The 23,389-nt window shown below is 66.3% G+C and carries 16 protein-coding genes and 1 pseudogene; 3 read left to right on the top strand and 14 right to left on the bottom strand.

The genetic code is table 11. The features are described 5' to 3' along the window. Window positions 1-12: 12 nt before the first annotated feature. Window positions 13-336, top strand: a complete 324-nt coding sequence (gene fdxA, locus LWH48_RS07240; protein WP_023007499.1) for a ferredoxin FdxA — start codon at window positions 13-15, stop codon at window positions 334-336. Window positions 337-832: 496 nt separating this feature from the next. Here fdxA and eno read toward each other — a convergent pair whose 3' ends face one another. The 12 genes from eno to LWH48_RS07180 all read right to left on the bottom strand — a co-directional run bounded on the left by eno (window position 833) and on the right by LWH48_RS07180 (window position 18,247). Beyond that, entirely contained in the window at window positions 833-2,125 is a 1,293-nt protein-coding gene (eno, locus tag LWH48_RS07235; RefSeq protein WP_232912060.1) for a phosphopyruvate hydratase, read from the bottom strand. Between the two features lie 34 nt (window positions 2,126-2,159). Further along, window positions 2,160-3,011: a 3-deoxy-8-phosphooctulonate synthase gene (kdsA, locus tag LWH48_RS07230; RefSeq protein ID WP_232912059.1), complete on the bottom strand. Its 852-nt coding sequence runs from the start codon at window positions 3,009-3,011 to the stop codon at window positions 2,160-2,162. Window positions 3,012-3,016: 5 nt separating this feature from the next. Beyond that, on the bottom strand, window positions 3,017-4,672 hold the full coding sequence (locus LWH48_RS07225) for a CTP synthase (RefSeq protein WP_232912058.1): 1,656 nt from the start codon (window positions 4,670-4,672) through the stop codon (window positions 3,017-3,019). A 390-nt stretch (window positions 4,673-5,062) separates the two neighbouring features. Continuing rightward, window positions 5,063-6,481: an FAD-dependent oxidoreductase gene (locus tag LWH48_RS07220; RefSeq protein ID WP_232912057.1), complete on the bottom strand. Its 1,419-nt coding sequence runs from the start codon at window positions 6,479-6,481 to the stop codon at window positions 5,063-5,065. 151 nt (window positions 6,482-6,632) lie between these two features. Then, entirely contained in the window at window positions 6,633-11,084 is a 4,452-nt protein-coding gene (gene gltB / locus LWH48_RS07215) for a glutamate synthase large subunit (RefSeq protein ID WP_232912056.1), read from the bottom strand. A 464-nt stretch (window positions 11,085-11,548) separates the two neighbouring features. Beyond that, on the bottom strand, window positions 11,549-12,655 hold the full coding sequence (gene aroB / locus LWH48_RS07210; protein WP_232912055.1) for a 3-dehydroquinate synthase: 1,107 nt from the start codon (window positions 12,653-12,655) through the stop codon (window positions 11,549-11,551). A 3-nt stretch (window positions 12,656-12,658) separates the two neighbouring features. Beyond that, window positions 12,659-13,201, bottom strand: a complete 543-nt coding sequence (aroK, locus tag LWH48_RS07205; RefSeq protein ID WP_232912054.1) for a shikimate kinase AroK — start codon at window positions 13,199-13,201, stop codon at window positions 12,659-12,661. Further along, the gene (gene pilQ, locus LWH48_RS07200) at window positions 13,201-15,312 is read right to left on the bottom strand and encodes a type IV pilus secretin PilQ (RefSeq protein ID WP_232912053.1); all 2,112 of its coding nucleotides are present in this window, start codon (window positions 15,310-15,312) and stop codon (window positions 13,201-13,203) included. The genes aroK and pilQ overlap by 1 nt, the downstream gene beginning before the upstream one ends. A gap of 136 nt (window positions 15,313-15,448) precedes the next feature. Next, a complete protein-coding gene (locus LWH48_RS07195; protein ID WP_232912052.1) occupies window positions 15,449-15,985 on the bottom strand; it encodes a pilus assembly protein PilP in 537 nt (178 codons plus the stop codon). Further along, window positions 15,982-16,605, bottom strand: coding sequence for a type 4a pilus biogenesis protein PilO (locus LWH48_RS07190; RefSeq protein ID WP_161430095.1), 624 nt, complete (start codon window positions 16,603-16,605; stop codon window positions 15,982-15,984). Before LWH48_RS07190 ends, LWH48_RS07195 begins: the two co-directional genes overlap by 4 nt. After that, complete coding sequence (locus tag LWH48_RS07185) at window positions 16,602-17,189, bottom strand: PilN domain-containing protein (RefSeq protein ID WP_161430094.1); 588 nt, start codon at window positions 17,187-17,189, stop codon at window positions 16,602-16,604. The genes LWH48_RS07190 and LWH48_RS07185 overlap by 4 nt, the downstream gene beginning before the upstream one ends. Continuing rightward, window positions 17,186-18,247: a pilus assembly protein PilM gene (locus tag LWH48_RS07180; protein ID WP_213312107.1), complete on the bottom strand. Its 1,062-nt coding sequence runs from the start codon at window positions 18,245-18,247 to the stop codon at window positions 17,186-17,188. Before LWH48_RS07180 ends, LWH48_RS07185 begins: the two co-directional genes overlap by 4 nt. A 260-nt stretch (window positions 18,248-18,507) precedes the next feature. On the opposite strand from LWH48_RS07180, the gene LWH48_RS07175 reads away from it, so the two are divergent. Next, a complete protein-coding gene (locus LWH48_RS07175; protein WP_232912051.1) occupies window positions 18,508-21,024 on the top strand; it encodes a penicillin-binding protein 1A in 2,517 nt (838 codons plus the stop codon). A 99-nt stretch (window positions 21,025-21,123) separates the two neighbouring features. Here LWH48_RS07175 and LWH48_RS07170 read toward each other — a convergent pair whose 3' ends face one another. Together LWH48_RS07170 and rpmE are read right to left on the bottom strand one after the other, a co-directional pair. Continuing rightward, window positions 21,124-22,392 carry a malic enzyme-like NAD(P)-binding protein gene (locus LWH48_RS07170; RefSeq protein ID WP_232912050.1) on the bottom strand — a complete coding sequence of 423 codons (1,269 nt, stop codon included), beginning with the start codon at window positions 22,390-22,392 and terminating at the stop codon, window positions 21,124-21,126. A 186-nt stretch (window positions 22,393-22,578) separates the two neighbouring features. Continuing rightward, window positions 22,579-22,791, bottom strand: coding sequence for a 50S ribosomal protein L31 (rpmE, locus tag LWH48_RS07165; protein WP_161430090.1), 213 nt, complete (start codon window positions 22,789-22,791; stop codon window positions 22,579-22,581). 184 nt (window positions 22,792-22,975) lie between these two features. Here rpmE and LWH48_RS07160 point away from each other — a divergent pair. Continuing rightward, window positions 22,976-23,389 (top strand): annotated as a pseudogene (locus tag LWH48_RS07160) (primosomal protein N'); the annotation flags it as partial.

Here is a 23,389-nt window from a genome sequence, read left to right as displayed (position 1 = left end):
GGGAAGAGCGGCATGACATTCGTCGTCACCGAGAACTGCATCAAGTGCAAGTACACCGACTGTGTCGAGGTGTGTCCGGTGGACTGCTTCTACGAGGGGCCCAACTTCCTGGTGATCCACCCCGACGAGTGCATCGACTGCGCCCTGTGCGAGCCGGAGTGTCCCGCCGAGGCGATCTTCTCGGAGGATGAGCTGCCTGACGGCCAGGAGCCGTTCATCGAGATAAACGCCGAACTGGCCGAGGTATGGCCAAATATCAGCGAGAAGAAGGACCCACTGCCCGACGCCGAGGAGTGGGATGGCAAGCCGGGCAAGCTCGAGCAGCTGGAACGCTGAGCCCACTTCACAGCCGCCACGGACTCACAAACGATAGCGCCGACCGTCTCACGACGGTCGGCGCTGTCGCTTCTACCCTACCACTGGGCAGAAGAAAGGAGAACACCCTGCAGGAAAAAAGGCGGCCCAGGGGCCGCCCGCTCCAAGCGATTCCATGGGCAGCTCCTTCCACCCTGACTCCCGTGATGACCTCCCTGCCCGGAAGCGGCCTCCTGCCGCACCTGGCGCATCACTCAGCATCCCGTTGCATCCTGCCGGAGGCACTGTTCCATGCCCCCTCGTCCCGCTTCGCATTCTGGCAGAGACTGGCGCAGGAACAAGCACCCTGCGAGCCAGCGCCAGTGTCGACAGACGCCACCTTACGGGCACCGCCCATACGGTAATAATTCTTTTATTTCAAACAGATAAAAATAAGGTCGGCACCATATGGTACCGACCTCTTCGCCGTCATGTCTGACATCACCTACACGAGATGTAGGCGATTTCCTACACGAGGTTACTGCCCCTTAATGGCCGACAAGCCCGGGTAGGCCACGTCGCCCCCCAGCTCGTCCTCGATGACCAGCAGGCGATTGTACTTGGCCACGCGATCGGAGCGGCACAGCGAGCCGGTCTTGATCTGCCCGGCACAGGTGCCCACGGCCAGGTCGGCGATGGTGGTGTCCTCGGTCTCGCCACTGCGGTGGGAGATCACCGCGGTGAAGCCGGCGTCCTGGGCCATGCGAATGGCGTCCAGGGTCTCGGAGAGCGAACCGATCTGGTTGAACTTGATCAGGATGGAGTTGCCGATCTGCTCGTCGATGCCGCGCTTGAGGATCCTGGTGTTGGTCACGAAGAGATCGTCGCCCACCAGCTGTACCTTGTCACCCAGCTTGTCGGTCAGCGCCTTCCAGCCCTCCCAGTCCGACTCGTCCATGCCGTCCTCGATGGAGACAATGGGGTACTGGTCACACAGGCCGGCCAGGTAGTCGGCAAAACCCGCGGCGTCATACTGCTTGCCCTCGCCGGCGAGGTCGTACTGGCCATCCTTGAAGAACTCCGAGGAGGCGCAGTCCAGAGCCAGGGTCACGTCGCTGCCCAGCGCGTAGCCGGCGTCTTCCACCGCCTGCTGGATCACCGCCAGCGCCTCGGCGTTGGAGGCCAGGTTCGGCGCGAAGCCGCCCTCATCGCCCACCGAGGTGGAGAGCCCCTTGGCGGAGAGCACCTTCTTCAGGGCGTGGAAGATCTCGGCGCCCATGCGCAGGCCTTCGCGGAAGTTGGGCGCGCCCACCGGCTGGACCATGAACTCCTGGATATCGACGTTGTTGTCGGCATGCTCGCCGCCGTTGAGGATGTTCATCATCGGCACCGGCATGCTGTACTGCCCCGGCTGACCGTAGAGCTCGGCGATATGGGCATAGAGCGGCACGCCCTTGGCGTTGGCCGCGGCCTTGGCGGCGGCCAGTGACACCGCCAGGATGGCGTTGGCGCCAAGCTTGGCCTTGTTGTCGGTGTCGTCGAGGGCCAGCATGGCATCATCGAGGCCGCGCTGGTCACGGGCATCCATGCCGACGAGCGTCTCGCGGATGGGACCATTGACGGCCGCCACCGCCTTCAGCACGCCTTTGCCCAGGTAGCGAGCCTTGTCACCGTCGCGCAGCTCGAGCGCCTCGCGGGAGCCGGTGGAGGCACCGCTGGGGGCACAGGCCACGCCCACGGCACCGCTCTCCAGGCGCACTTCGGCCTGGACGGTGGGATTGCCGCGGGAATCGAGTACCTCGAGGGCACGGATATCGACGATCTTGGTCATGCGAGTCTTCCTCTGTGGTGTCAGCGTTGGGATGTTATTGGATCTCGAGCGGCGCGAAGCCCTTCACCAGGTCATCGAGGGCCTTGAGCTGTGCCAGGAAGGGCTCGAGTCGATCCAGCGGCAGGGCGCAGGGCCCATCGCACTTGGCGTTGTCGGGGTCGGGGTGGGCCTCCAGGAACAGCCCCGCCAGCCCCACGGCAACACCCGCCCGGGCCAGTTCCGCCACCTGGGCGCGGCGACCATCGGCGCTGTCGGCGCGCCCGCCGGGACGCTGCAGCGAGTGGGTCACATCGAAGAAAACCGGCAAGCCGGTCGCCTTCATCTCGCCGAAGCCGAGCATGTCGACCACCAGGTTGTTGTAACCGAAGCTGGAACCCCGCTCGCAGAGGATCACCCGGTCGTTGCCGGCCTCCTCGCACTTGCGCACGATATGACGCATCTCGTGGGGCGCCAGGAACTGCGGCTTCTTGATATTGATTACCGCGCCGGTCCTCGCCATGGCCACGACGAGGTCGGTCTGGCGCGCCAGGAAGGCCGGCAACTGGATCACGTCGGCTACCTCGGCCACCGGTTCAGCCTGCCAGGGCTCATGGACATCGGTGATGATCGGCACGCCGAAGCGCTCTTTCACCTCGGCCAGGATCTCGAGCCCCTTTTCCATACCGGGGCCGCGGAAGGAGTGGATGGAGCTGCGGTTGGCCTTGTCGAAGCTGGCCTTGAACACGTAGGGCATCCCGAGCCTGCCGGTGACCTCGACATAGGCCTCGGCCACTTCCAGGGCCATCTCGCGGGACTCCAGCACGTTCATGCCGCCGAACAGCATCAGCGGCAACGAATTGCCGGCCTTCAGGCCGGCAATCTCGAGGGTTCTCTCGGGCATGCTCATCCACTTCACTCCTGGTGAGAGGACTGGGCGCGGGTGCGCGCCGCCTTGTGCTCCAGCGCCGCGTTGACGAAGCCGGTGAACAGCGGATGGCCATCGCGGGGCGTGGAGGTGAACTCCGGATGGAACTGGCAGGCCACGTACCAGGGGTGGTCGGGCAGCTCGACCACCTCCACCAGAGAGTTGTCGACGCTCTTGCCGGAGACCACCAGGCCGGCCTGCTCGAGCTCGCCGACGAACTGCTCGTTGACCTCGAAGCGGTGGCGATGGCGCTCGACGATCTCGTCGGCGCCATAGGCCTCGCGGGCCTTGCTGCCGGCCTTGAGCTGGCACACCTGGCCGCCCAGGCGCATGGTGCCGCCGAGATCCGAGGCCGCATCGCGCAGCTCGATCTTGCCCTCGGGGCTCAACCACTCGGTGATCAGGCCCACCACCGGATGCTGGGTGTCGTGGGTGAACTCGGTGGAGTCGGCATCCGCCCAGCCGGCCACATTGCGGGCGAACTCGATCACCGCCACCTGCATGCCGAGACAGATGCCGAGGTATGGAATACCGCTCTCGCGGGCGAAGCGTGCGGTGGCGATCTTGCCCTCCACGCCGCGCTCGCCGAAGCCGCCGGGCACCAGGATGGCGTCCTTGCCGGCCAGGCGCTCGGTACCGTGGCGCTCGATGTCCTCGGAGTCGATGTAGTCGACGTTGACCTTCACCCGGGTCTGGATGCCTGCGTGGATCAGCGCCTCGTTGAGGGACTTGTAGGCGTCGAGCAGCTCCATGTACTTGCCGACCATGGCGATGTTGATCGACTTGAGCGGGTTGAGCTTGGCATCCAGGACGTGCACCCACTCGCCGAGGTCGGCTTCGTCGGCCGTCAGGCGCAGCTTGTCGCAGACGATCTCATCCAGGCCCTGCTCGTGGAGCATCAGCGGGATGCGATAGATGGTGTCGGCGTCCTGCAGCGGGATGACCGCACGCTCTTCCACGTTGGTGAAGAGGGCAATCTTGCGCCGCTCGCTCTCCTCCAGCTCCACCTCGCTGCGGCAGATCAGGATATCCGGCTGGATGCCGATGGAGCGCAGCTCCTTGACGCTGTGCTGGGTCGGCTTGGTCTTGGTCTCGCCGGCGGTCTTGATATAGGGCACCAGGGTCAGGTGCATGAAGATCGCCCGGCTCGCCCCCAGCTCGCTGCGGATCTGACGGATCGACTCCAGGAAGGGCAGCGATTCGATGTCGCCCACGGTGCCGCCGATTTCCACCAGCGCCACGTCGAAGCCTTCGCCACCCTCGTACACCCGACGCTTGATCTCGTCGGTGATATGCGGGATCACCTGCACGGTACCGCCCAGGTAGTCGCCGCGGCGCTCCTTGCGCAGCACGTGCTCGTAGACGCGCCCGGTGGTGAAGTTGTTGCCCTGGGTCATCTTGGTGCGGATGAAGCGCTCATAGTGGCCGAGGTCGAGATCGGTCTCGGCGCCATCCTCGGTGACGAACACCTCGCCATGCTGGAAGGGGCTCATGGTGCCCGGATCCACGTTGATGTACGGGTCGAGCTTGAGCATGGTGACCTTGAGGCCGCGCGCCTCGAGAATAGCCGCCAGCGAGGCCGACGCGATGCCCTTGCCGAGAGAGGACACAACGCCGCCGGTCACGAAGATGTATCGTGTCATGAGGAACCTGTCGAAGCGTGATCGGTAGGCCCGGCAGGAAGCCGCGCCAGGATGGGACGACAGACTAGCAGAATACGACGAATGGCTCAATTTCAGCGCCAAGCGGCCAAGCTGGATGATAGACCCGCCGCAGGCTAACAGGGGTGATGGAGCAAGCGGCGCCGGGGGCAGGTCGTAGAGGGGGTCCTACGCCAGGGGTGAGAAGCACTGCTTCGAACGGGCTGGCCATGGATGGCCAGCACCGGACCTGCAAGCGTAGCGGGACGCGAGAGCGAAGCAGGGCGTCGGTAGCGCCCAGGGAGGGGTTCACAGCGCCCCCTCGTAGACCTGCCCCCGGGAAAGCCGCGGGGCCAAAGCCACAGAAACCGGCGGCTTCGGACCGTCGAGGCCTTACACCCCCAGGTAGTCCAGGATGCCTTCGGCTGCCTGGCGCCCCTCGTAGATGGCGGTGACAACCAGGTCGGAGCCTCGCACCATGTCGCCGCCGGCGAAGATCTTCTCGTGGCTGGTCTGGAAGGCGAACTCGCTCTGCTCCGCGGCCTTGACCCGGTCGCGCTCGTCGACCTCGACCCCCGCCGTCGCGAACCACTCGGGCGGGTCAGGCTGGAAGCCGAAGGCGATGACCACGGCATCGGCGGGAATCACCTCTTCGGAGCCCGGCACCACCTCGGGGCGACGGCGACCGTTCTCGTCGGGCTCGCCCATGCGGGTGCGCACCACCTTGACCCCCTCGACCTTGCCCTCGCCCACCACGGCGACGGGCTGGCGATTGAAGAGGAACTCCACGCCCTCCTCGCGGGCGTTGGCCACCTCCTTGCGCGAGCCGGGCATGTTCTCCTCGTCGCGGCGGTAGGCGCAGGTGACGCTGGTGGCGCCCTGGCGGATCGAGGTACGGTTGCAGTCCATGGCGGTGTCGCCGCCGCCCAGCACCACCACCCGCTGGCCCTCGAAGGAGATGTACTCGCCCGGGTCCTTCTCGAAGCCCAGGCAGTGGTTGACGTTGGCGATCAGGAAGTCGAGGGCCTTGTAGACGCCGGGCAGGCTCTCGCCGGGGAAGCCCCCCTCCATGTACTTGTAGGTGCCCATGCCCAGGAACACCGCGTCGTACTCCTCGAGCAGGGTGTCGAAGGTGATGTCGCGGCCGATCTCGACACCGAGGCGGAACTCCACCCCCATCTCCTCGAACACCGCGCGACGGCGCTCCATGACATTCTTCTCGAGCTTGAACTCGGGGATGCCGAAGGTGAGCAGGCCGCCGATCTCGGGGTTGCGGTCGAACACCACCGGCCTGACGCCGTTGCGCACCAGGATATCGGCACAGCCCAGCCCCGCCGGGCCGGCGCCGACCACCGCCACCCGCCTGTCGGTCCAGCTCACCTGGGACATGTCCGGGCGCCAGCCCATGGCGAAGGCGGTATCGGTGATGTACTTCTCCACCGAGCCGATGGTGACGGCGCCGAAGCCGTCATTGAGGGTGCAGGCACCCTCGCAGAGGCGGTCCTGGGGACACACCCGTCCGCACACCTCGGGCAGCGAGTTGGTCTTGTGACACAGCTCCACCGCCTCGAGGATGTTGCCCTCGCTGACCAGCTGCAGCCAGTTGGGAATGTAGTTGTGCACCGGGCACTTCCACTCGCAGTAGGGGTTGCCGCAGTGCAGGCAGCGGTGCGACTGGCTGGCCGCCTCCTGGGGCTTGAAGGGCTCGTAGATCTCGGCGAACTCCCGCGAGCGGGTGCGGGCGTCGCGTTTCTCGGGGTCCTGGCGACCCACGTCGATGAACTGGAAGTCGTTGCTCAGACGGTTTGCCATCTTGTCTCTCCTGGAAGTCCTGTCGGCCTGGCCCCGGGATACCGGGGCGGGCGCCTGCCTGTTGGCTGATCCGGTTGCGGCTCTTGTTCCTGCTGAAGCCGCCTCTCTACTCCGGCTGTCGCCGCCTCTTATTCCGGCTGTCGCCGCCTCTCTACTCCGGCTGTCGCCGGGACTGGGCCAGCAGGCTGTTCAGGCTCGCCGCCTTGGGCTTCACCAGCCAGAAGTGGCGGGTGAAGTCGCTGAAGTCCTCGAGGATGGCGTGGCCGCGGGCCGAGTCGGTCTCGGCGACGAACTCCTCGATGATCTCGCGCAGATGGCGGCGATGGGCTTCCATGGTCTCGGTATTCACACGGTGGATCTCCACCAGCTCGTGGTTGTACTTGTCGACGAAGGAGCGGTCCTCGTCGAGCACGTAGGCGAAGCCACCGGTCATGCCCGCCCCGAAGTTGACCCCGGTCTCGCCGAGCACGGCCACCAGGCCGCCGGTCATGTACTCGCAGCAGTGGTCGCCGGCACCCTCGATCACCGCGTGGGCGCCGGAGTTGCGCACCCCGAAGCGCTCGCCGGCGGTGCCCGCGGCAAAGAGCTTGCCGCCGGTGGCGCCATACAGGCAGGTGTTGCCGACGATCGCCGTGCGGTGGCTCTCGAAGCGGCTGCCCTTCGGCGGCGTGATCACTACCTTGCCGCCGTTCATGCCCTTGCCGACATAGTCGTTGGCGTCGCCCTCCAGGTAGAGGTGCAGGCCGCGGGCGTTCCACACCCCGAAGCTCTGGCCGGCCACGCCGGTGAAGCGGGCGGTGACCGGGGCATCCTCGAGGCCCGCCTCGCCGTAGCGCTTGGCGATGGCGCCGGAGGTCAACGCGCCCACGGAGCGGTCGCAGTTGGTGATGGTGAAGGCGAACTCGCCGCCGCTCTTCTGCTCGATGGCCTCCTTGAGTGCCTCCAGCACCTCCTGGTTCTTGGCGCCCGGGTCATGGGGCACGTTGCGGCTCACCTGGCAGAACTGCGGGGCGTCCACCGGCACGTGGTCGTTGCCGAGCAGCGGGGTGAGGTCCAGCTTGCGCTGGGAGGCGGTCACCCCCTCGATCGCCTCGAGCAGGTCGGTGCGGCCAATCAGGTCGGTCAGCTGGCGCACGCCGAGCATCGCCATCAGCTCGCGCACCTCCTCGGCGATGAAGCGGAAGTAGTGCTTGACCATGTCCACGGTGCCGCGGAAGTGCTCGCCACGAAGATAATCATCCTGGGTGGCCACTCCGGTGGCGCAGTTGTTGAGGTGGCAGATGCGCAGGTACTTGCAGCCCAGCGCCACCATGGGCGCGGTGCCGAAGCCGAAGCTCTCGGCGCCGAGGATCGCCGCCTTGACCACGTCGAGGCCGGTCTTGAGGCCGCCGTCGGTCTGCAGGCGGATCTTGTCGCGCAGGCCGTTGATGCGCAGCGCCTGATGCACCTCGGGCAGGCCCAGCTCCCAAGGAGAGCCGGCGTGCTTGACGGAGGTGATGGGGCTAGCCGCGGTGCCGCCGTCGTAGCCGGAGACGGTGATCAGGTCGGCGTAGGCCTTGGCCACGCCGGTGGCGATGGTGCCGATGCCGGGCTCGGACACCAGCTTCACCGAGACCTGGGCGTCCGGGTTGACCTGCTTGAGGTCGAAGATCAGCTGCGCCAGGTCCTCGATGGAGTAGATGTCGTGATGCGGCGGCGGCGAGATCAGCGTCACGCCGGGCACCGCGTAGCGCAGCCGGGCGATCAGCTCGTTGACCTTGCCGCCGGGCAGCTGGCCGCCCTCGCCGGGCTTGGCGCCCTGGGCCACCTTGATCTGCAGCACCTCGGCGTTGACCAGGTAGGCCGGGGTGACGCCGAAGCGCCCCGAGGCGATCTGCTTGATCTTGGAGGAGCGGATGGTGCCGTAGCGGGCCGGATCCTCGCCGCCCTCGCCTGAGTTGGAGCGCCCGCCGGACTCGTTCATGGCCTGGGCCAGCGCCTCATGGGCCTCCGGCGACAGCGCGCCCAGCGACATGCCGGCACTGTCGAAGCGCGGCAGCAGTTCCTCTACCGGCTCCACCTCCTCGAGGGGCAAGGGCTCGGCGGCCGGCTTGAGGCGCAGCAGGTCGCGAAGGGTGGCGGGGTCACGCTCGTTGACCAGCGCCGCGAAGCGCTTCCACTTGGCGTAGCTGCCCTCCTGCACCGCCTCCTGCAGGGACTTGACCACGTCGGGGTTGAAGGCGTGGTACTCGTGGCCGTGCACGTACCTGAACAGGCCGCCCTGGCTGATGCCCTTGCGCGGGATCCAGGCGTCGCGGGCGAGCAGCTCCTGCTGCAGCTGGAGCTCGGCGAAGCCGCTGCCCTGGATGCGCGAGGCCATTCCCGGGAAGCACAGCGCCATCACCTCGTCGTCGAGGCCCACCGCCTCGAAGAGCATGGAGCCGCGGTAGGAGGCCAGCGTCGAGATGCCCATCTTGGAGAGGATCTTGAACAGCCCCTTCTGCAGCCCCTTGCGATAGTTCTCGCGGGCATCGGCGGGGTTGCCGACCAGCTCGCCGGTGCGGTGCATGTCGGCCATCACCTGATAGGCGAGCCACGGGAAGACCGCGGTGGCGCCGACGCCGAACAGCACCGCCATCTGGTGGGCGTCGCGGGCGTAGCCGGTCTCCACCACGATGTTGCAGCGCGGGCGCAGCGCCAGCCGGCCCAGGTGGTGGTGCACGGCGCCCACCGCCAGGGCCGCGTGGATCGGCAGCTCGCCCTTCTCGAGGTCGGCGTCGGAGAGCACCAGGATCACCTTGCCCGCCTGCACCGCCTGCTCGGCCTCGCGACAGAGCTCGCGCAGGGCCGCCTGCAGGCCATGCTTTTCGGGGTCGTAGGCCATGCGCAGCCGGTGGCTGGCGTAGGCCGGATCCTCCTGCTCCACCAGGGCGGTGAACTTGCGCGGCGAGAGGATCGGCGTGGTCAGGATGATGCGGTGGGCATGCTCCGGGGTCGCCTTGAAGACGTTACGCTCGGCGCCGATGCAGGTCTCCAGCGACATCACGATCGCCTCGCGCAGCGGGTCGATGGCCGGATTGGTGACCTGGGCGAACTTCTGGCGGAAGTAGTCGCTGAGCACGCGCGGCTTGGCGGAGAGCACTGCCATGGGGGTGTCGTCACCCATGGAGCCCACCGCCTCCTGGCCGCTCTCGCCCAGCGGGCGCAGCAGCAGGTCACGCTCCTCGAAGCTGACCTGGAACATCTTCTGGGCCACCGCCAGGGCGTCGGCGTCCATGTTATGGAAGCTGGCAAGCTCGGTGAGCGCCGACTCCAGGTACTGCGCCTCCTGCTTGAGCCAGCGCTTGTAGGGGTAGGCCGACTTGAGGCGGGCATCGATATCGTCGGTGTGCAGCACCTCGCCGGTCTCGGTATCCACGGCGAGCACCTGACCCGGCCCCACGCGGCCCTTGGCCACCACGTCCTCGGGCCGGTAGCCGTAGGTGCCGATCTCCGAGGCGAGGGTGATGAAGCCGTTCTTGGTGATCACCCAGCGTGCCGGGCGCAGGCCGTTGCGGTCGAGCATGCACAGCGCCTGGCGGCCATCGGTCATGACCACCCCGGCGGGGCCATCCCAGGGCTCCACGTGCATGGAGTTGTACTCGTAGAAGGCGCGCAGCTCTGCATCCATCAGCTCGACGTTCTGCCAGGCCGGCGGCACCATCATGCGCACCGCGCGGTGCAGCTCCATGCCGCCCATCAGCAGCACCTCGAGCATGTTGTCCATGCTCGAGGAGTCGGAGCCCACGGTGTTGACGATCTCGTCGAGCTCGGCGATGTCGGGCAGTCGCTCGCAGGTGAAGTTCTCCTTGCGCGAGTTGGCCCAGCCGCGGTTGGCCTCGATGGTGTTGATCTCGCCGTTGTGGGCCAGCAGCCGGAACGGCTGGGCCAGCGGCCAGCGCGGCGCGGTGTTGGTGGAGAAGCGCTGGTGGAAGACGCAGATGGCGGTCTCCAGGCGCTCGTCGCCGAGGTCGTGGTAGAAGGCCGGCAGGTCCACCGGCATCACCAGGCCCTTGTAGGAGAGCACCTTCTCGGATAGCGAGCAGACGTAGAACTCCTGCTCGTCGCGCAGCGCCTGCTCGGCGAGGCGACGGGCCATGAAGAGGTCGACCTCGAAGGTCTCGGGGCTGCCGTTCTTGCCCGGCTCCACGAACAGATGACGGATGCGCGGCAGGCACTCGAGCGCCATGGGGCCGCACACCGAGGAGTCCAGCGGCACCTCGCGCCAGCCACGAATCACCAGGCCACGGGCGCGCAGCTCCCCCTCGAGCACCTCCGCGGCGTGGGCGGCTCGAGCATCGTCATCGGGCAGGAACACCGCCCCCACCGCGTAGCGCTCGCCCAGCTCGACCTTGAGGGCTTCCTGTGCAACCTGGCGCATAAAGGCATCCGGCAGCTGCAGCAGCAGGCCGCAGCCGTCACCGGTCTTGCCGTCGGCGGCGATGCCGCCGCGGTGGGTCATGCAGGTCAGGGATTCGATGGCGGTGCGCAGCAGCTCGTGGCTGGCGCGGCCCTCCATGTGAGCGATCAGGCCGAACCCGCAGTTGTCGCGGAACTCGCCGGGCTGATGAAGACCTCTGTTCATTGGCGCGCCTCGAGAAAGTGGTTTTATTGGCAGGATTCTCGTGATATTTTTTAAGGTTTTTTATTTCACCGAGATGGCGCAATCCCCGCGCCGGCCTGCATGGCAAAAGAGCGACCAGCATAGCCAGCGGCCGCGCTGCAGCGCAACGGGATCGCGCCCTCCCCTTCTGTAAAAACGTCGATAAATCCGACAGTTGCCAACCACCCCCCAGGACAAAAAATCCCGCCAGTCAACGACTTGCAATCACCATAAACGCAGGTTTAACGAATTAGGAAAAGGCACTAGACTTTAGTCTGATAACGGCGGATTTCCCCATGCCGATAGCGCATAAGCCATTCCAATCGATCGATTCCTGTCGGCTTTCGGCGCCGCTCACCGCAGCATAGACGAGCAACGCCCGCACCGGGATGGCGCGGGCGTGACTTTGATCAGGAAAGAACAGGGTGAGGGGGAAGGAGGCTGGCTCAGCCGCGGGGGAACTGCTCCAGCAGCGTCGCCAGGGTCACCTCGGGCGTGGCGTCATCCACGCAGGCATCGCCCAGGGCGTGCAGCAGCACCAGGCGCAGGCGGCTGTCGACGTTCTTCTTGTCGAGGCGCATGCGCGACAGGAAATCGTCGACACCCATCTCGGCCGGGGCCTCCAGCGGCAGGCCCGCGGCCCGCAGGATGGCCCGTACCCGCTCAACGTCATCCGTGGTGAGCCAGCCCAGGCGCGCCGAGAGCTCGGCGGCCATCAGCATGCCGGTGCCCACGGCCTCACCATGCAGCCAGTTGCCATAGCCCTGATGCGCCTCGATGGCGTGGCCGAAGGTGTGGCCCAGGTTGAGCAGCGCACGCACGCCCTGCTCGGTCTCATCCTCGGCGACGATCTCCGCCTTGAGCGCACAGCTGCGCTGGATGGCATGAGCCAGGGCCGCGGGTGCCAGGTCGCGCAGCGCGGGCAGTGCCTGCTCCAGCCAGGCGAGGAAGTCGACATCGCGAATCAGGCCGTACTTGATCACCTCAGCCAGACCGGCCGAGAGCTCACGGGGCGGCAGTGTGGCCAGGGTATCGGTGTCGATCAGCACCGCCCGGGGCTGCCAGAAGGCGCCGATCATGTTCTTGCCCAGCGGATGGTTGACCCCGGTCTTGCCGCCCACCGAGGAGTCCACCTGGGCCAGCAGGGTGGTGGGCACCTGGATGAAGGCCACGCCGCGCTGGTAGCAGGCGGCGGCGAAGCCCACCATGTCACCGATCACCCCGCCGCCCAGGGCCACCAGGGTGCAGCGGCGATTGAAACCCGCCTCGAGCAGGGCATCCCAGATGCGCGAGACATGCGCGAGGTTCTTGGTGGCCTCGCCGTCGGGCAGCACCAGCTCGCGCACTTCGGCGTCGGCCGGCAGGGCGCTGCGGCATTGGGCAAGGTAGAGCGGCGCCACCGTCTCGTTGGTGACGATCATCACCTGGCGACCGGCCAGCCAGGGCGCCAGGACACCAGGCTCACGGAGCAGGCCGGGGCCGATATGGATGGGATAGCTGCGGTCGCCCAGCGCCACCTCGAGGGTGTGCGGGCCGGAGAGGGTCTGGGTCATGGTTCAGGCCTTGGCTTGCAGGGGGTCGACCAGCCGCGTCACGCGGCGGACGATATCGTTGACCACCGCACGCGGGCCGCGGCGATCGGTGCGCACCGTGAGGTCGGCGGTGGCACGGTAGAGCGGGTCACGCACGCCGAACATCTCGCGCAGCACCGCCTCCTTGTCGGGGCGTTGCAGCAGCGGCCGGTTGCGGTCCTTGGCGGTACGCTTGAGCTGCTGCTCCACGGTGGTGTAGAGGTAGATGACGGTGCCCCGGTCGCGCAGCATGCGGCGATTCTCCTCGCGCAGCACGGCGCCGCCGCCGGTGGCGATCACCACGCCCTCGCGGCGGGTCAGCTCGTCGATCATCTGGGTCTCGCGGTCGCGGAAGCCCGCCTCGCCCTCCACGTCGAAGATCCAGGGGATATCGGCGCCGCAGCGCGCCTGGATCTCATGGTCGGTATCCAGGAAGTCACGAGAAAGCTCGGCCGCCAGGAGGCGGCCGATGGTGCTCTTGCCGGCCCCCATGGGGCCGATCAGTATCAGGTTGGGTAGTGCCAGCATCAGCGAAGGGCCACACCGTCGTCGAGGATTCGTGGGGTAATGAACACCAGCAGTTCAGCCTTCTCATTACGCACAGAGCTATATTTAAACAGATTCCCGATCACCGGCAAATCTCCAAGGAACGGCGTCTTCCCTTCTCGGCTCTCCTCGATGGTCTTGAGGATACCCCCCAGCACCACGGTCTGACCGTTGTCCGCAAGCACTTGCGTTTCAATTGAGTTAGTATTTATCTCTCTTTCACCGTTTTCTGCCACGTCACCAGGCTCATCATTATTGATGACAAGATTCATGATAATCCTGTCATCAGGAGTTATCTGTGGCGTCACTTCAAGAGAGAGAACTGCTTCAATAAATTCAACATCGGGATCAGCACCCTGCTCAGACACTGAAGTGTAGGGGATATTAGTACCTTGACTAATAGTAGCCGTACTCTGGTTAGCTGTTATGACACGCGGCTGGGAAATAGTATAACTCTTGTCATCACTCTCTAGGGCGCGCAACTCGAGGTCTAGCAGAATGTCACCTGCAAGATAGCCAAAAGTGACGCCAGTGGCTGAGCTGCCTGAGCCAAAGTCTACTGCCAGCCCGCCCATAGCACGGTTCAAGCCTTGGTCGTTAATATCACGACCGCTGAATGTACCATCACCATCCGGCTGAAATCCTCTAGTGCTCGAAGCACTCCAGTTAACACCAAGCTCACGGGAAGCCGTATCACTAGCGATCACGATACGCGCCTCAATTTGAACCTGACGAACCGCCACATCCAATCGATCAAGAGTCGATAGAATCATGTCAATCTGGTCGGCGGTATCCTGGATCAGCAGGGTATTGGTGCGCGGGTCCACCGCCACCTTGCCGCGCTCGGTCATCAGGCCGAAAGCATTCTCTCCACTCCCCTTGAGCAGAGCGGCAATATCTGGTGCCTTGGCATACTTGACCTGAATATATTCGGTCTCCAGCGGTGCCAGGGTCTCGAGCTGCTCGCGGGTCTGCAGCTCGAGCTGTTCCCGCTGGGCCAGCTCGGCGGCGGGGGCAACCACGATGACATTACCGTCCTGCCGGCTGGAGAGGCCGTGGCTCTTGAGCACCAGGTCCAGCGCCTGGTCCCAGGGCACATCCTCGAGGTTCAGGGTCACGCGACCCTGCACGCTGTCGCTGGCCACCAGGTTGAGGCCGGTAAAGTCGGCGATGATCGCCAGCACCGAACGCACCTCGATATCCTGGAAGTTCAGGGTGATGCGCTCGCCGGTATAGGGGAACTGCTCGCGGACACGCTGCTCCTGCTCCTGGCGCGTCACCGGCTGGGCCTCGATGGTCAGCTGGCGACCACTCTGGGTGGAGACCATGGCATAGTCGCCGCTGCCCTGGATGTCGAGGGTCACGCCGTTGCGCCCCACTCTCGGGGTGATCCGCTGCAGTGGGGTGCCGAAGTCGCTGACATCGTAGACCTGATCCAGCGAGGTAGGCAGGTCGACGTCCATCAGTTCGGCGGTGATGCGGTTGCGGCCGCTCTCGCGGACCCGGGCATCGACGCCGGCGCGATCGAAGGTGACCACCAGTCGACCGGCACCGTCGCTGCCGCGGCGGAAGTCGATATCCTCGACGCTGGGGCCGCTGCTGACCGGCTGTCGCGGCGCCGGCTCTGGCGACGCGGCGGCTGTCGTGGTGGTGGCCGTCGGGGTGGTGGAAGGGCTGGCGGCACGGGCGGCCACGCCGGTATCGGCGGCGCCACCGCCGATGGCCAGGCGCAGGCGGTCGCCCTGCTCGCGAGTGTTGTAGGGCAGCGGCCCCTCGAGGTCGAAGACCAGGCGGGTACGTGAGCCGGCTTCCAGGGCGGTGACCTGCTGCACGCCGCCGATGCCCAGGGAGTAGCTGCGGCGATCGAGGCGGTTGTCGGTCTCCATCAGGTCGATGGTCAGCCGTGCCGGATCATCGATACGGTAGCCGCGCACCTCGGGCACCGGTCCAGCGAAGTCGAGATCGACCTCGAGCTCGCCGCTGGCACCCTGCCGAAAGTCGAGGCCTTCGAGCGTCGAGGCCGCCAGGGCAGTTCCCGACACCGCCAGCATGGCGAGCAATGCCACGGCACGCTTGATGATGAGTGATCGCATGGTTCCCTTCCCCCCGCTTGACGCCGCTCCCCGGGAACGGCGGTAAGCTTGCTGTGCTGTTCGCTTATTAGTTCGCTTGTTTGCCTGTTTACTCGGCCGCTGGCCGCTGATCGCTTCTGATTCTGCCGGCTGTCTATCAGGCGTCACCCTGGCCATTGAGCTCGAGGCGCGTGGTGCGCTCGACCCAGCCGCCGCGACCGGTCGGCACTACCTCGATCAGCTGCACCGTTGACGAGGTGATGCTGACGATGCGGCCGAAGTCGCTGCCCATATGGTTGCCCACCCGCAGCCGATGGACCTGGCCGTCCGGAGCGCGCACCAGTGCCGAGGGCTGACCGCTCTCGGTGAGGGTACCCACCAGCCGCAGCTCACTGAGCTTGTAGGCCTCCAGCGTCTCCCGCGGGCGGGTCAGGTCGGGCGCCAGCTCCACGGAACCCTGAGCCTGCTGCTCCGCCTCGGGCAGCCGCGGCACGAAGGGGCTGCGCAGGTCGGCCTCATCGTAGGGCACTGGCTCATAATCGGGTATCTCCGGCAGCTCGACGTTGGGCGTCGGACCGGGGTTGCTGCGGATATCGGCCAGGTCGCGATCGAGGCTGGTCAGCTGTGGGTCGGCACAGCCGGCGATCACCGCCAGGCCGGCCACGACAAGGAGCGATTTCTGCCAGACCATCATGAGCCACCCTCCTCGCGCTGGCGGTAGCTGTAGGTGCGCGCCAGCATGGAGAGGCGCAGGTTCTGACCATCACCGCCTTCCGGCGCCAGGGTCATGTCATGCAGGGTGACGATGCGCGGCAGCCCGGCCACGCCAGCCAGGAAGGCCGCGATGCGGTGATAGTCGCCACGCACCTGGATATCGAAGGGCTGCTCGACGTAGTGCTCCCGCGCCGCGGTGCCGCGCAGACGGATGTAATCGATGGTCAGCTGGTTGTCGAGGGCGGTCTCGGTGATGTCGTCGATCAGCGCCGGAATCTCGGCACCGCTGGGCAGCATCTCGCGCAGCGTGTCCATGCGTGCCTCGAGCACGCCCATCTGCTCGCGCATGGCCTCGAGGTTGGCGGCCTGGGCCGCCTTGCTGCGGTAGTCGCGGATCAGCCGCGGCTCTTCTGCCCTGACCTGATCGAGCTGTTCCTTGGCGGGACCGGCCAGATACCAGTGCATGGCGAAGAAGGTCACGCCCAGCAGCACCAGGCAGAGCAGCAGCTGCAGTGACCAGGGCCAGATCCCGGCCTCCTTGATATCCAGTTCGCGCCAATCCAGATCACGCAGGCGACGCATCTCGGCATTGAGACTCATGACCCCTCCTCCTCGGTCCCGCCTTGCGGTGCCTCCGCGGGCGCTTCGGGCATGCGCTGACTCATGCTGAGGCTGAAGCTCCTGCGCTCCCCGCCTCCCTCGGCCTCCACCTCGGAGAGCACCGGCTCGGTAAAGGAGGCCGCCGCCGCCAATTGACGCAACTGGTCGGAGACCTGGCCATTATCTTCAGCCCTGCCGGAGAGGCGCAGGCTGTCGCCCTGGCGATTGAGCTGGGTGTAGTGCACCCCCTCCTCGAGGCTGGTGGTGAGGTCGCTCATCACGTGTACCGTCTGGGTGCGCCCGTTCTGCAGCTCGGTAAAGACCCGCACCTGCTCGAGCATCTGCTCGCGGATCTGCTCGAGCTCGCTGATCTCGCGAATGGCGGAGTCAAGCTGGCGGCTCTGAGCCTCGATATGGGCATTCCGCTGGCGCTGGGCCTCGGCCTCCTGCTCGTAGTACCAGGTCATGCCGTAGCCGCCGCCGAGGCCCAGCAGCGCCGCCAGCCCGAGGGCCACATAGAAACGCTTGCTGCGCCGGACACGCTGCTCCTCACGCCAGGGCAGGAGGTTGATCTCGATGGTCATGGGCGCGCCCTCATTGCCAGTCCGCAGGCCGTGAGCATCGCCGGCGCGTCGCCGGAGAGGGTCTGCACGTCGATGCGGTTGTTGACCTTCATGCGCGCCAGGGGGTTGGCGATGGAGACCTCCAGGCCGCTCTCCTGAGCCAGCCGCTCGGCCAGGCCGGGAAGCACGCTGGAGCCACCGGCCAGCACCATGTGACGCACCTCCTGCTTGCGTCCGGCGGTGTAGTAAAGCTGTAGCGAGCGCCCCACCTGCTGGACCAGGGTATCGAGGAAGGGGTCGAGAACACTGCGCTGGTAGTCATCCGGCAGGCCGCCACGCTTCTTGGCCAGGCCCGCCTCGTCGTAGCTCAGCCCATAGCGATTGCGGATCTCCTCGGTGAGCTGGCGGCCGCCGAACACGGTATCGCGGCTGTAAACCACACGGCCCTGGCGCAGCACATGGAAGGTGTTCATGGTCGCCCCGATATCCACCAGCGCCACACAGTCCTCCTCGCCGCTGAGCGCCGGCAGCTGGTGGCGCACCTCGGTGAAGGCACGCTCCATGGCGAAGGTCTCGACATCCACCGCCGCCGGCGTCAGGCCGGACTGCATCACGGCATCGGTCAGCTGGCTGACGTCCTGCTGCCGGCAGGCCACCAGCAGCACATCCTGCTGGTCGGCGTAGCGGGCGTTGAGCCCCAGGCGCTGGAAGTCGAAGGCGACCTCACTGAACGGAAACGGAATGTGCTTGTCTGAATCGAGCTGGATGCGCGATTCGATCTCGTCGTCGCTGAGCGACGCCGGTAGCGTGAGGGTCTTGGTGATCGCCGCACTGGCGGGCACCGATACCACCACCTGGCGGGTGTGTGGCTTTGCCTGCTGAACGGCTCGGGTAAGGGCATCTACTACCTCGCCCATATCCTGGATGCGCCGTTCGACCACCGCGCCTTCGCGCAGCGGCCTGACGGCATAGCTTTCCACCTGATAAGTGGCGCCAGCCCGCCGAAGTTCCACGAGCTTGACCGTGGCCGAGGTGATGTCGACGCCGATCAGTCCCTTGCTGGATGCCATCAATCGCATCTCGGTCCTGCCCCTGCTGAGTCTTGCGGCTTGCCCGCCTTGTCATGGTGCCCGCCTTACACATATCGGCAGGTCTCGATTGTTGTTCCCATCCTGTAGCATGAGGTTACATGATCTTGCCAATGGTCACACGGTAAACCTTGGGCTTGCACCGTCAACGCTGGTGACCCCCGCCCCGGCTTCCTATAATGGCCGCGCAACCGGATCTCTCGTCATCACTTCACAACCGCTCCAGTTCCCTGCATGGACACCGCCACTTCATGACGTTTATCAGAACCCTGCTCTTCTCCCTGGCCTGGCTCACCGTCTCGCTGATCGCCGCGGCCGGGCTCGGCGTGGTGGGCGCCGCCCTCTATTTCGCTCCCGGGCTGCCCGACGTGCGCCAGCTCCAGGACTTCGAGCTGCACTCACCGTTGCGCATCTATACCCGCGACGGCAAGCTGATCGGAGAGTACGGCGAGGAGCGTCGCCTGCCGATCGATCATGCCGAGATCCCCGAGGAGTTCATCCAGGCGCTGCTGGCCGCCGAGGATGACAGATTCTTTGAACATCGCGGCGTCGACCCCATGGGGCTGATGCGCGCGGCCGGCGAGCTGGTCGCCAGCGGCGGCGAGATCCAGTCCGGCGGCTCCACCATCACCATGCAGGTGGCGCGCAACTACCTGCTGACCCTGGACCGCACCTTCACCCGCAAGATCCGCGAGATCCTGCTGGCCCTGCAGATGGAGCAGGTACTCAGCAAGGAGGAGATCCTCGAGCTCTACGTCAACAAGATCTTCCTCGGCCATCGCGCCTACGGCATCGCCGCCGCCGCCGAGATCTACTACGACCGCCCGCTGGATGAACTGACCCTGGCCGAGAAGGCGATGATCGCCGGCCTGCCCAAGGCGCCCTCCAACTTCAACCCGCTGACCAACCCGGAGCGTGCACTGATCCGCCGTAACTGGATCCTGTTCCGCATGCGCGATCTGGGGTATATCGACCAGGCTACCTACGACGAGGCCGCGCAGGCGCCGATCACCGCCGAGCGCCACGTGGCCCAGGCCGAGGTGGATGCCGACTATGTCGCCGAGATGGCCCGCCAGTATGCCGTGGACCGTTTCGGTGAGAGCGAGGCCTATACCGGCGGCTACAACATCACCACCACCCTGGACAGCGAGCTCCAGCCCATGGCGCGTCGTGCCCTGGCCCGCGGCCTGATTAACTATGATACCCGCCACGGCTGGCGTGGCCCGGAGGAGGAGGAGGTGCCCCAGAGCCTCGCCGAGGCGCAGGATCGCACCGAGCGCAGCGGCCTCGAGGAGGAGCTCGACGAATCCCCCGAGGTGCTGGAGACCGCGCGGCGCGCCGCCGAGCGCAGCGAGACCCGGGTCGAGGGCATCGACGGCGACGTCAGCAACTGGGTCCAGGTACTCGAGCGCACCCCGCGCTACGGCCTGCTCCACCCGGCCATCGTGGTGGAAAGCGAAGGTCGCCAGATGCGCGTACTGCTGCGCGACGGCGAGCTGCGCACCATCGAGTGGGACGGCCTCTCCTGGGCCCGTGAGTTCCGCAACGCCCAGTACCGCGGCCCGGAGCCCGGCTCGGCGGCCGATATCGCCGGCCGCGGCGACCTGGTGCGCGTGATGGAGCGCGAGGACGGCAGCCTGCGCCTGGCCCAGCGCCCCGACGCCGAAGGCTCGCTGGTGGTGATGCACCCCGAGACCGGTGCCATCCTCGCCCTGCAGGGCGGCTTCGACTTCAACGCCAGCAAGTTCAACCGCGCCGTTCAGGCCCAGCGCCAGTCGGGCTCCATCTTCAAGCCCTTCATCTACCTGGCGGCACTCGAGAGCGGCACGATGACAGCCGCCAGCGTGGTCAACGATGCCCCGGTGGTGATCAACGACGGCAGCAACGAGCTGTGGCGCCCGGTCAACTCCAGCGGCGACTTCCTGGGCCCCATGCGCCTGCGCAACGCCCTGGCCCGCTCGCGCAACCTGGTCACCATCCGCGTGCTGCGCGAGGTGGGCCTGAACGAGACCATCGGCTTCCTCGAGGGCTTCGGGTTCGAGGAGGCGCGCCTGCCCAACGGCCTCTCCCTGGCCCTGGGCAGTGCCAGCCTGACGCCATTGGAGATGACCAACGCCTATGCGGTGCTGGCCAACGGCGGCTTCAAGGTCTCCCCCTGGTTCGTCGAGCGCGTCGCCAAGGGTGAGACGGTCGTGGAAGAGGCCAGCCCCGCCGTTGCCTGCCGCACCTGCTCCCCGGGGCAGGAGCAGGTGACGTTCGATGGCAGGAGCTATCCGGTCGCCGCCCGGGTGGTAGACCCCATCAACCTCTATATCCTGCGCGACATGCTGCGCGACGTGATCGAGAACGGCACCGGGCGCCGCGCCCTGGAGCTGGGCCGCGAGGATATCGTCGGCAAGACCGGTACCACCAACGGCCAGCGCGATACCTGGTTCGCCGGCTTCAACAGCAACCTGGTGGCCACGGTCTGGCTGGGCAAGGATGACAACACCACCACCGCCGAGTACGGCGCCAGCGCCGCCCTGCCGATCTGGATGACCTTCATGGGCGAGGCCCTGGAGGGACAGCCCCCGGCGATGCCCGAACCGCCGGCAGAGCTGGTCACCGCCCAGATCGACCCCGATACCGGCAGGCGCCTGTCGAGCGGGGGCATCAGCGAGATCTTCCACCCCGACCACCTGCCCGGCACCCAGCCGCGCCGCGTGGAGCGCGAGGTGGAACAGCGCAGCGGCTCCCAGGGCACCGGCACCTACGAGGCGATCTTCTAGGCGGGCGACCCGCCAAGGAGGCAGTACCACAACAACGAGATCGGGGCCCAGCTGGGCCCCGATCTCGTTCTATCTATCCGGCTGGCTTGGCGCTCGGCGTCAGCCGCCGTAGACGTCGTCGACGGTCTTGAGCGGATAGTGGGAGGGGTAGGGCTTGCGCGCCACCCCGGAGTCCACGGCGGCCTGGGCCACCGCGGAGGCCACGCGGTCAAGCAGGCGCACATCGACCGGGGTGGGGATGATGTAGTCGCGACCGAAGCTCATGCTCTCCATCTCGTAGGCCTCGAGCACCTCGCTGGGCACCGGCTCCCGAGCCAGGTCCTTGAGGGCGTGCACCGCGGCCACCTTCATCTCCTCGTTGATGCGCGTGGCACGCACGTCCAGCGCGCCGCGGAAGATGAACGGGAAGCACAACACGTTGTTGACCTGGTTGGGGTAGTCCGAACGCCCGGTCGCCATGATCACATCATCGCGGGTCTCGCGAGCGAGCTCCGGGTGAATCTCCGGGTCCGGGTTGGAGCAGGCAAACACCACCGGGTTGGGTGCCATCTTCTTGAGCTGCTCGGGTGAGAGCAGGTTGGGACCGGACAGGCCCAGGAACACGTCGGCGCCCTCGATGGCGTCGCCCAGGGTACGCTTGTCGGTCTCCACGGCGAACATCGCCTTGTACTGGTTGAGATCCTCACGCCCGGTGTGGATCACCCCCTTGCGGTCAAGCATGTAGATATTCTCGGCACGCGCGCCGCAGCTGACCAGCAGCTTCATGCAGGCGATGGCGGCGGAGCCGGCGCCCAGGCAGACGATCTTGGCCTCCTCGACCGACTTCCCGGCGATGGACAGGGCGTTGAGCGTGCCTGCCGTGGTGACGATGGCGGTGCCGTGCTGGTCGTCGTGGAACACCGGGATGCTGCACTGCTCGATGAGCGCCTGCTCGATCTCGAAGCACTCCGGGGCCTTGATGTCCTCGAGGTTGATGCCACCCCAGGTATCGGCAATGCGCGCCACGGTATCGATGAAGGCCTGGGGACTCTCGGCGTTGACCTCGATATCCACGGAGTTGATGCCGGCGAAGCGTTTGAACAGCACACCCTTGCCTTCCATGACCGGCTTGCTGGCCAGCGGCCCCAGGTTGCCCAGGCCGAGGATGGCGGTGCCATCGGAGATCACCGCCACCAGGTTGCCCTTGCCGGTGTAGCGATAGGCGTTCTCGGGGTCGCGGGCGATCTCGCGTACCGGCTCGGCCACGCCGGGGCTGTAGGCCAGAGCCAGATCCCTGGCGGTGGCAGTAGGCTTGGTCAGCTCGATGGAGAGCTTCCCGGGAATGGGCTTGGCGTGATAGTCCAGCGCTGCCTGTCTTGCGTCAGTCATGCTTGTGTCCGCTTGGGTAAAGTCGTGATCCAGAGTATAGAAAAAGTTTCCATATCTTTACAGCACCATGCGTGATGGCTGGTCGGCGCTCATTGGGCACCATTGTCGACATTGTTCCGGCCAGATACGCAAGAACCCGCCCAGTGGGCGGGTTCTTGGCACGCACGGCGTAGTGCCGCAACGCGATCAGCGCTTGAGCGCGGCGCCGAAGCGCTTGTTGAAGCGCTCGACGCGACCACCGGTGGTCGCCTGCTTCTGCTTGCCAGTATAGAAGGGGTGACACTGGGAGCAGACGTCCAGCTCCAGGTCGTGACCGGCAGTGGAGCCGACCTCGAAAGCAGCACCGCAGGAGCAGGTCGCCTTGATCGCCTTGTATTCGGGGTGGATACCTTGTTTCATCTTGAGCCTCGTTGCGCTGTATGCCGCCACCTGATCCGTTGCCAGGCACCGCATACGGTTGTCTGTCACCGGCTCGCAACGCGCTGTCGGTTGCCGAGCCATCATGGGAACTCACCGGACCCCCGAAACGCCGACCAGGCGCCGGGGAGCGCAATATTCTACCAGACCCGTCGCCGGAGGCCAATTGCCCGAATCGCCCGCGCCACGCGTGCTGCGCGTCGCCATTCCCTCGCCGCTGCACCGCCTCTTCGACTATCGCCCGGCCCGCGAGGCACCCGCTTGTGGCTGGCAGCCGGGCCTGCGCGTCAGGGTGTCCTTCGGACGCCGCGAGGTGGTCGGTATCGTGGTGGAGTGCCGCGACCGGGGCGAGCTGCCGCTATCCGACCTCAAGCCGGTGCTGGCCTGCCTGGACGACACCCCGCTGCCGAAAGACTGGCTGTGGCTATGCCGCTTCACCGCACGCTACTACCAGCACCCCCTGGGCGACACCCTGCACCAGGCGCTGCCGGTGCTGCTGCGCCAGGGCCGTGCGCTTGCCGCCCGCACCCGGGAGCGCTGGGCCCTCACCGCCGCGGGGCATGCCGCCGGCAGCGACGCC

The sequence above is a fragment of the Halomonas sp. G15 genome (genome assembly GCF_021282295.1).
GTDB lineage: Bacteria > Pseudomonadota > Gammaproteobacteria > Pseudomonadales > Halomonadaceae > Halomonas > Halomonas alimentaria.
Note: the sequence above shows the minus strand (reverse complement) of the source record. Positions and strands in the feature narration are given on the sequence as shown.

Coding starts and splice junctions, on each gene's coding strand:
- fdxA (WP_023007499.1), top strand. CDS start 13: ATGACATTCGTCGTCACCGAGAACTGCATCAAGTGCAAGTACACCGAC.
- eno (WP_232912060.1), bottom strand. CDS start 2,125: ATGACCAAGATCGTCGATATCCGTGCCCTCGAGGTACTCGATTCCCGC.
- kdsA (WP_232912059.1), bottom strand. CDS start 3,011: ATGAGCATGCCCGAGAGAACCCTCGAGATTGCCGGCCTGAAGGCCGGC.
- LWH48_RS07225 (WP_232912058.1), bottom strand. CDS start 4,672: ATGACACGATACATCTTCGTGACCGGCGGCGTTGTGTCCTCTCTCGGC.
- LWH48_RS07220 (WP_232912057.1), bottom strand. CDS start 6,481: ATGGCAAACCGTCTGAGCAACGACTTCCAGTTCATCGACGTGGGTCGC.
- gltB (WP_232912056.1), bottom strand. CDS start 11,084: ATGAACAGAGGTCTTCATCAGCCCGGCGAGTTCCGCGACAACTGCGGG.
- aroB (WP_232912055.1), bottom strand. CDS start 12,655: ATGACCCAGACCCTCTCCGGCCCGCACACCCTCGAGGTGGCGCTGGGC.
- aroK (WP_232912054.1), bottom strand. CDS start 13,201: ATGCTGGCACTACCCAACCTGATACTGATCGGCCCCATGGGGGCCGGC.
- pilQ (WP_232912053.1), bottom strand. CDS start 15,312: ATGCGATCACTCATCATCAAGCGTGCCGTGGCATTGCTCGCCATGCTG.
- LWH48_RS07195 (WP_232912052.1), bottom strand. CDS start 15,985: ATGATGGTCTGGCAGAAATCGCTCCTTGTCGTGGCCGGCCTGGCGGTG.
- LWH48_RS07190 (WP_161430095.1), bottom strand. CDS start 16,605: ATGAGTCTCAATGCCGAGATGCGTCGCCTGCGTGATCTGGATTGGCGC.
- LWH48_RS07185 (WP_161430094.1), bottom strand. CDS start 17,189: ATGACCATCGAGATCAACCTCCTGCCCTGGCGTGAGGAGCAGCGTGTC.
- LWH48_RS07180 (WP_213312107.1), bottom strand. CDS start 18,247: ATGCGATTGATGGCATCCAGCAAGGGACTGATCGGCGTCGACATCACC.
- LWH48_RS07175 (WP_232912051.1), top strand. CDS start 18,508: ATGACGTTTATCAGAACCCTGCTCTTCTCCCTGGCCTGGCTCACCGTC.
- LWH48_RS07170 (WP_232912050.1), bottom strand. CDS start 22,392: ATGACTGACGCAAGACAGGCAGCGCTGGACTATCACGCCAAGCCCATT.
- rpmE (WP_161430090.1), bottom strand. CDS start 22,791: ATGAAACAAGGTATCCACCCCGAATACAAGGCGATCAAGGCGACCTGC.